This window comes from Rugamonas sp. GW822-FHT03B10, from assembly GCF_058801745.1.
Genome location: NZ_JBXANP010000002.1, coordinates 142284 through 150281, shown reverse-complemented (window position 1 = coordinate 150281; position 7998 = coordinate 142284). Strand labels below are relative to the sequence as shown.

General features: G+C 66.9%; 9 protein-coding genes. 2 read left to right on the top strand and 7 right to left on the bottom strand.

Going from position 1 to position 7998, the window contains the following annotated elements:
- Positions 1 to 84: 84 nt before the first annotated feature.
- Both AC1RQG_RS03885 and AC1RQG_RS03880 read right to left on the bottom strand, forming a co-directional pair.
- The gene (locus tag AC1RQG_RS03885) at positions 85 to 1395 is read right to left on the bottom strand and encodes an ABC transporter ATP-binding protein (protein WP_493128500.1); all 1311 of its coding nucleotides are present in this window, start codon (positions 1393 to 1395) and stop codon (positions 85 to 87) included.
- Positions 1396 to 1439: 44 nt separating this feature from the next.
- Entirely contained in the window at positions 1440 to 3170 is a 1731-nt protein-coding gene (locus AC1RQG_RS03880; protein WP_493128498.1) for an ABC transporter permease, read from the bottom strand.
- Between AC1RQG_RS03880 and AC1RQG_RS03875 the strand changes: the two genes are divergently transcribed.
- On the top strand, positions 3164 to 3376 hold the full coding sequence (locus tag AC1RQG_RS03875) for a hypothetical protein (RefSeq protein WP_493128496.1): 213 nt from the start codon (positions 3164 to 3166) through the stop codon (positions 3374 to 3376). The two genes, AC1RQG_RS03880 and AC1RQG_RS03875, sit on opposite strands and share 7 nt — an antisense overlap.
- 68 nt (positions 3377 to 3444) lie before the next feature.
- Positions 3445 to 3963 carry a hypothetical protein gene (locus tag AC1RQG_RS03870; protein ID WP_493128494.1) on the top strand — a complete coding sequence of 173 codons (519 nt, stop codon included), beginning with the start codon at positions 3445 to 3447 and terminating at the stop codon, positions 3961 to 3963.
- On the opposite strand, the gene corA is transcribed toward AC1RQG_RS03870, so the two are convergent.
- The 5 genes from corA to AC1RQG_RS03845 form a co-directional block, all read right to left on the bottom strand.
- The gene (corA, locus tag AC1RQG_RS03865; protein WP_493128492.1) at positions 3956 to 4924 is read right to left on the bottom strand and encodes a magnesium/cobalt transporter CorA; all 969 of its coding nucleotides are present in this window, start codon (positions 4922 to 4924) and stop codon (positions 3956 to 3958) included. The two genes, AC1RQG_RS03870 and corA, sit on opposite strands and share 8 nt — an antisense overlap.
- Before the next feature lie 118 nt (positions 4925 to 5042).
- Positions 5043 to 5474 carry a DUF4124 domain-containing protein gene (locus AC1RQG_RS03860; protein ID WP_493128490.1) on the bottom strand — a complete coding sequence of 144 codons (432 nt, stop codon included), beginning with the start codon at positions 5472 to 5474 and terminating at the stop codon, positions 5043 to 5045.
- A 30-nt stretch (positions 5475 to 5504) separates the two neighbouring features.
- The gene (gene mtgA / locus AC1RQG_RS03855; protein WP_493128488.1) at positions 5505 to 6221 is read right to left on the bottom strand and encodes a monofunctional biosynthetic peptidoglycan transglycosylase; all 717 of its coding nucleotides are present in this window, start codon (positions 6219 to 6221) and stop codon (positions 5505 to 5507) included.
- The gene (gene aroE, locus AC1RQG_RS03850) at positions 6218 to 7036 is read right to left on the bottom strand and encodes a shikimate dehydrogenase (RefSeq protein WP_493128486.1); all 819 of its coding nucleotides are present in this window, start codon (positions 7034 to 7036) and stop codon (positions 6218 to 6220) included. Before aroE ends, mtgA begins: the two co-directional genes overlap by 4 nt.
- Entirely contained in the window at positions 7036 to 7893 is an 858-nt protein-coding gene (locus AC1RQG_RS03845; protein ID WP_493129269.1) for a TonB family protein, read from the bottom strand. Before AC1RQG_RS03845 ends, aroE begins: the two co-directional genes overlap by 1 nt.
- Positions 7894 to 7998: the final 105 nt, after the last annotated feature.

Sequence of the window (7998 nt, the reverse complement as noted above, 5' to 3'; positions counted from 1 at the left end):
CGCGCTTGGAATAGGTCTCGTGGGCTCGGAGATGTGTATAAGAGCCCCATGTTGCGGGATGGCATGACCTGACCCCGGTTTTTTTTAGTCGGCCGCCGGCGCCTCGTCCTTGGGCAGCTGGATCACGCCGGTGTTGAAGTTGTATTCGAACAGGTCGCCGTAGCGGCCCCATTCGATGGCCACCCGCAGCGCGCGCTCGGCCTCGTCCTCGCTCAGCGTGAAGCGCAGCAGCTTGAGGAACAGGTCCTCCGGCAAATCGCCCGCCTTGTCCTGCGACAGGCCGTGGCAGATGTAGGCCACCAGCGGCACGTGCTCCAGCAACTGCTTGCCGAAGATCTCCTGGCGCGCCGTGTTGTCGGCCGCCACGTAGGCGCCGCCCAGTGGCGTGAGCAGGATGTCGCCGCTGGTCAGGTAGGCGAAGCCCAGCAGGATCAGCGCGTTCAGCACCTGCAGCAGCTCGTCGTCGGTCAGCTCCGTTTCCTCGGCCAGCTGCGGCAGGTCGGCGCGGCCCGAGAACGGTTCCTCGGCCAGCAATTCCAGGATCGCCTCCATGTGCGAGATGTCGGCCTGCGGCAGGCGGTCGCCCAGCGCCAGCTTGACTTCCTTCTCGCTGATCAGCCCCGGACGGGCGGCGCCGGCCGTCATCAGCTCGTACACCTTGTCGATCAGCGCCCGCACCTCCGGCCCGGCCGCCTTGCGCGGCTGCGGCAGCGAGATCGGCAGCTCGGCCCGCACCCGGCCCGGGTCGCTGGCGAAGATCAGCACCCGGTCGGCCATCATCACGGCTTCCTCGATGTTGTGCGACACCACCAGGATGGCCTTGGTGGGGATGCGGCCCGACTGCCACAGCTCCAGGATCTCCTCGCGCAGCCGTTCGCCCGTCAGCACGTCGAGCGCGGAGAAGGCCTCGTCCATCAGCAGCACTTCCGGCTCCATCACCAGCGCGCGCGCGATGCCCACGCGCTGGCGCATGCCGCCCGACAGCTCGCGCGGCAGCGCGCCTTCGAAGCCGGACAGGCCGATCAGGTCGATCATCTTCTCGGCCCGGCGCGCGCGCTCGTCGGCCGCCATGCCCTGCGCCTCCAGGCCCAGCTCCACGTTCTTCTGCACCGTCAGCCACGGGAACAGCGCGAACGACTGGAACACCATGCGGATGCCGCGCGCCGTGCCGTACAAGGGCATGCCGCGGTACAGCACCTGGCCCGCGTCGGCCTGGATCAAACCGGCCATGATGCGCAGCATGGTGGATTTGCCGGAGCCGGACTGGCCCAGCAGCGCCACGATCTCGCCTTCGTTGAGGGTGAAGTCCACGCCTTCGAGCACGGCGCGGGCGGAGCCGTCGGCGGCGCGGAAGTGCTTGCCGACCGCTTTCAGTTCGACGATGGGGGTGCTCATATTGTCAGTCTCTCAAATCGGTGAATTCAGGGGCTAGTCCAGGGCTAGAAATGCAGCCGGCTCTGGGCCATCGTGTACAGGCGGCGCCACACGAAGTGGTTGAAGCCCATCACGAAGATGCACATCACGCCGATGCCCAGCGCGATGCGCGGGAAGTCGCCCTTGGCCGTCATCTCGGCGATGTAGCTGCCCAGGCCATGGGCCTTGACGGTGGTGTCGCCCCAGCTCACGTATTCGGCCACGATGGAGGCGTTCCAGGAGCCGCCGCTGGCCGTGATGGCGCCCGTGACGAAGCTGGGGAAGATGGCCGGCAGCAGGTAGCGCCGCCATTTGAGCCAGCCCGTCAGGCCGAAGTTGTGCGCCGCGTGGCGCAGTTCCGTCGGCACGGTGGAGGCGCCGGCGATCACGTTGAACAGCAGATACCACTGGGTGCCGAGGATCATCAGCGGCGACAGCCAGATGTCGGGATTGAGGTGGAAGCGCACGATGGCCACCACGGCCACCGGGAACACCAGGTTGGCCGGGAAGGCGGCCATGAACTGGGCCACGGCCTGGGTGCGCGAGGCCCAGCGCGGGTGCATGCCGATCCACACGCCGACCGGCACCCACACCAGCGCCGCCAGCGCCAGCAACAGCAGCACGCGCGACAGCGTGTACAGGCCCAGCACCAGCACCCGCCCCACTTCGCTCCAGCCCACTTCGGCGCGGATGAAGTGGCCGAGTTCCCACAAGGCGTAGAACACGACGGCCGCGATCACGGCGTCCCATACGCGCTGCGGCAGCAAGGAGGCCTGCTGCGGCCGGGCGCGGATCGAGGTGCCGTCGTGCTGCAGGCGGAACATGGCGATCGAGCGGGCCAGCAGGCCGCCGCACATGGCCACCAGCTGCTGCGTGCGCTCGGTGCGGCGCAGCCACGTGAGCAGCCACGATTCCTGCGCCGTGTCGCTGCCGGTCTCCTCGAAGCGGAATTTGTCGGCCCACGCCAGCAGCGGGCGGAAGAACAACTGGTCGTACAGCAGCACGCCCACCAGCATGGCCGTGATGGCCCAGCCGATGGCGCCCAGGTCGCGCTGCTCGATGGCCAGCGCGATGTAGGAGCCGATGCCGGGCAGCTTGATGTTCTGGTTCGACACCGAGATCGCCTCCGACGCCACCACGAAGAACCAGCCGCCGGACATGGACATCATCATGTTCCACAACAGGCCGGGCATGGCGAACGGCAGCTCGAGGCGCCAGAAGCGCTGCCAGCCCGACAGCTGGAACACGCTGGCCGCCTCCGACAATTCTGCCGGCACGGTGCGGAAGCCCTGGTAGGCGGAGAACGCCATGTTCCACGCCTGCGAGGTGAAGATGGCGAAGATGGCCGCGCATTCCACCCCCAGCAGATTGCCGGGGAACAGGGCGATGAAGGCCGTCACCGTGATCGACAGGAAGCCCAGGATGGGGATCGACTGCAGGATGTCGAGCAGCGGCACCAGCACCTTCTCGGCCAGCCGGTACTTGGTGGTGAGGGCGGCGAACACGCAACTGAACACCATCGAGGCGCCCAGCGCGATGAACATGCGCAGCGTGGTGCGCAGCAGGTAGTACGGCAGGTAGTACGGTTCCAGCGACAGCGGCAGCGTCTCGCCCACGGCGTACGGGCGCACCATCTGCTGGCTGCCGTAGGCCATCAGCACGAACACGGCCAGCACGATGGGCAGCATGGCCAGGTCCCACCGGTTGCCGCCCGCCTCGACCACCTGGCGGGGGAAAAACTGCCGTTTTTTTGTCATTGCTGGTTCTTTCTGTGGCGACGGCGCGCATTGTGACGGGGCGGAAAAATCCCGCAAGTTTAACCGATGATCGTGACGGCAAAGTGACGCCCGGCGCCATTCTAATGGATAGGCGATGGCCGAAAAACGGTTGGCGGGGCCGGGCAAATGACAATGAAATTTTATTTCAAATTTCTTCTTATTTTGAAATTTTATTCAATGTGTGATAGTTGGTGAATTTGCAAGCATGCTATTCGTTTCATAATTCGGGGTGTCCTATCAACATCGTAGCAACATGAAACTGATCGCCGAGAAACGCTCGAAGACCGACCTGTACGACGTGCTGCGCTTCGTGCGCAACAACGGCAGCTGCACCGACACGCTGATGCCGCGCCAGGGCATCCTGCCGCACGACCTGCTGCATTACGTGGTGGAGTCGGCGCTGCCGCTGCGGCACGGCTTCCTCAGCCTGGTGGCGCGCGGCGCCGACGTGGCGCAGGTCATGGCGGCGGCCCACGACCCGGACAACGACACGGTGGAACGGGAGGCGGTGCAGGCCGAGGCCATCGTGGCCGGCCTGCAGGCCCAGTTATGGCAGGGCGAATTCGACGAGGACGCGTTCCTGGACGGCGCCGCCCAGGCCTGCCACGCGCGCGCCACGCCGCCGTTCGACTTCTCCGCGTTCGACGTGCGCAGCTGCCTGTACGAGCGCGCGCTGGCCCTGCACCGGCAATGGTGCTCGGCGCCCTACTACAGCACCTTGTCGCTGGAGTTCGCGCCGCGCGCCGCGTGCGCGCCGGCCGGCGTCATTTGAGCCAGCCGCGCCGGCGGAAGTACCAGAACGGCGCGATCGCGCTCGACACCATCAGCAGCAGCGCGAACGGATAGCCGAGCGACCAGTCCAGCTCCGGGAACCAGCCGCGGAAGTTCATGCCGTAGATGGACGCGATCAGCGTGGGCGGCAGGAAGGCCACGCTGGCCACGGAGAAGATCTTGATGATCTTGTTCTGGTTGATGTTGATGAAGCCGACCGTGGCGTCCATCAGGAAGTTGATCTTATCGAACAGGAACGAGGTGTGGCCGTCCAGCGATTCGATGTCGCGCAGGATCTGGCGCGCCTCCTCGAACTGGTCGGTGTTGAGCAATCGGCCCCGCATCAGGAAGCTGACGGCGCGCCGGGTGTCCATCATGTTGCGGCGGATGCGGCCGTTCAAGTCCTCCTCCAGCGCGATCGCGTTCAGGGCAGCCGCCGCGTCCTGGTCGGTGAACTGCTTTTGCAGCACGCGCGCACTCACTTCCTCCAGATGCAGGTAGATGCCTTCGAGCGCGTCGGCCGAATATTCGGCGTCGGTCGCGTACAGGTCCAGCAGCACGTCCATGTAGTCGGCGATGGAGCCGGGGCGCGAGCGGGCGCGCATGCGCACCAGTCGGAACACGGGCAGGTCGTCGGTGTGCACCGAGAACAGCATCTTGCGGGCCAGGATGAAGGCCACCGTCACCACGCGCGACGGGCCGTCGTCCTCCTCCAGCAGGAAATCGGTGCGCAGGTGCAGGTCGCCGTTCTCGGCCTCGTAGTAGCGGGCCGAGGCCTCGATGTCCTTGACCTCGTCCTCGCCCGGCAGGGTCACGCCGTAGATGGCCTTGACCCAGGCCCGCTCGTCCTCGTTCGGATCGGTCAGGTCGACCCAGACCGGCGCCACGTTCTCCAGATCGGCGCGGCTGTCGATGGGAACCTGGTTGAGCCGGCCGTTTTGCAGAACGAAGACATTAATCATGGGCACTCTCGGACGACGTTGAAGGGGCGCGGCGCGCGGCGCGCCAAAACAGCGCCAGTGTACCCGCTCGCCCCGCCGCCGGCCACCCCGGCACGACCTTTTTTACACCGCTGTCCTGTCAGCGGGTGGCCTTCTCGATCATCTTGTCCTGCATGGTGGGCGCGCCATCGGACGCCGGTTCCGGCTTGGGCACCTTGGGCGATTCGATGCCGCGCGTCTCGTGCACCTTGACGATGGTGCTGGTGGGGTTACGGTCGGTGCAGTCCACGTCCGACAGCACCGTCTTGCCGTCGATGACGCACTTGCGCAGCACGCCGGCCGGACGCTCGGGCGCCGCCGGCCGGGCCGCCGCCGCATCCTGCGCCGCGCCGGGCGCGCCGGCGACTTGGGCCGGCGCGGGCGCATGCCCGGTCACTTTGTTCAGCGCCTCGGCGAACAGATTGCGCTCGCTGCGCATCGACATCATGGCGGCCATGGCGATGGCGGCCAGGGTCGCCATCAGAATGGCCACCTGGATCAGGCCCAGGCCGCGCTGGTGGTTACGATGCATGGGATGACTCCTTCGCTCTCAGGTGGAACATCAAGGCAGTTCGGCCGCGCCCATGCGGTGCAGGATCACGCCGGTGCGGCGCGCCAGGTAGCCGGAATCGCGGTGCTTGTCGAAAAAGCGCGGGTTGGGCAGCATCACGGCCAGCTTGGCCGCCTGCGCCGCGCCGAGGTTGGCCGCGCTCACGCCGTAGTAATGGCGCGCGGCCGCTTCCGCGCCGAAGATGCCGGTGCCGAATTCGACCACGTTCAGGTAGATCTCGAAGATGCGCTCCTTGTCCATCACCGTCTCCAGCATGTAGGTGATGACCAGCTCCTGCCCTTTGCGCAGATAGCTGCGCGAACCGGACAGGAACAGGTTCTTGGCCAGTTGCTGGGTGATGGTGGAGCCGCCGCGCACCACCTTGTGCTTCTGGCTGTTCTTCTCGTACGCCTTTTGCAGCGCGTCCCAGTCCACCCCGTCGTGCTCGGAGAAGTTGGCGTCCTCCGAGGCGATGATGGCGCGCTTGAGGTTGTTCGAGATGCGCGCGTACGGCACCCACAGCTGCTGGATGTTGGCGTTCGGGTTCTTCTCGCGCAGCGCGGCCTGCTGCGCGCGCATGAAGCTGGTCATGCCCGGATTATGGTCGACCCACCAGCAGATCTGGAGGAAGAAGTACAACTGGACCAGCAACAGCAGCGCCAGCGGCGCGATCACCAGCCACTTGATCCAGCGCCGCCGGCCGCCGTCCTTCTTGCGCGCGCCGCTCACAAGGCGGCCCGCAGCTGGCGCAGCACGTCCCCCGTGGCCGGATGCACGCCGCGCCACACGGCGAACGCCTCGGCGGCCTGCTCCACCAGCATGCCAAGGCCGTCGCGCGCGAGCGCGCCATGCGCGCTCGCGTACTGCATGAACACGGTGGGCTGGGCGCCGTACATCATGTCGAGCGCCAGCGTGCCCGGCGCGAACACGCCGTCCGGCAGCGGCGGCAGGTCGCCGTGCAGGCTGGCCGAGGTGGCGTTGATGACGATGTCGAACGGCCCGCCCACCTGCCCGAAGCCGCAGCCGCTGACCACGTCCGCGCCGCCGAGCGCGGCGAACTGGCGCGCCAGTTCCCCGGCCGTGGCCACGGTGCGGTTGGCGATCACGAGCCGGGCCGGCCGGTGTTCGAGCAGCGGCAGCACCACGCCGCGCGCGGCGCCGCCGGCGCCCAGCAGCAGCACGCGCTTGCCGGTGATGGCCACGCCAGCGTTGTTGACGATGTCGGCCACCAGCCCGGCGCCGTCGGTGTTGTCGCCGATGATGCCCTGCTCCGTGAAGTGCAGCGTGTTGACGGCGCCCGCCGCCTGCGCGCGCACGGTCAGCGCCTGCGCCAGCTTGTGGGCTTCGAGCTTGAACGGCACGGTCACGTTGGCGCCCTTGCCGCCTTCGGCGATGAAGGCCTGCACGGCGGCGGCGAAGCCGTCCAGCGGCGCCAGCCGCGCCTCATACGTCAGTTGCTGCCCGGTCTGGGCCGCGAACGCGGCGTGGATGGCCGGCGATTTGCTATGGGCGATGGGGTTGCCGAATACGCAGTAGCGGTCCATCACTGGGCACCGCCGCTCAGGTTTGCTTCCATTTTTTCTTCACGGGTGAATTTGAATCGGGTGATGATGACCCACAGGTCGTCCTTGTCGCTCGACAGCATCTTGGGCGGGAAGCGCCCGAACGGTTGCGCGCGCCGCACGATCTCGAGCGCCTTGGCGTCCAGCGCCGGATTGCCGGAGCTGCGCTCGACGCGCGCGCCGCCGTCCTTGGTGTAGATGGTGCCGTCCTGGAACACGGGGATGTAGACCACCAGTTCGCCATACAGCTTGCGGCCGTTCTGCTGCGGGAAGTTGAGCGTGCCCACCTCCTCGATGCGGCGCTGCATGGACTTGTAATACTCGGCGTACCCGACCTCGCGCGTGCTGGGCGTGATGAAGGTTTTCTTGGGCCGCTTGTTCTGGTCCTCGATGGTTTCGCTGATCTCGGCCGCCATGCGGGCGATGGCCTTGCTCGAATCGAGCAGGTCGGCGCCGGTGGGCAGCGGATCGGGCTTGCTCTTTTCCGTCACGGGCGGGGCCGTGAACGGGGTCGGCTTGCTCACCTGGCTCAGCAGGTTGCGCTGCTGCTCCTCCAGCTCGGCGATGCGGCGCCGCGTGGCCTTGACGCTGTCGCCCATCTCCATCTTGCGCATGTCGGGCAAGGGCGACTTGGCGCGGCCGGTGTCGACGTTGCCGCCGCCGTCGAGGTTGGCCTGCGCCAGCGCCTCGGCCTTGAGCGGCGCGCGCGCGTGCTTGGCGTTGACCAGGACCACTTCCAGTCCGGGGTCGGTGGGCTCCACCTTGAACGCCTTGGGCGCGACGAAATGCACCGCCAGCAAAGCCCCGTGCGCCAGCAGCGAGACGCCGATCGCCATCATCAGGAAACGGTTTTCTTTAAGAGACTTCACGCTGTGCCAGACCGCAGGGGGTAACAAAGTGGGCTGATTTTAACCCGAACCGGCGGGGCGGCGGCCAGGCCGCCG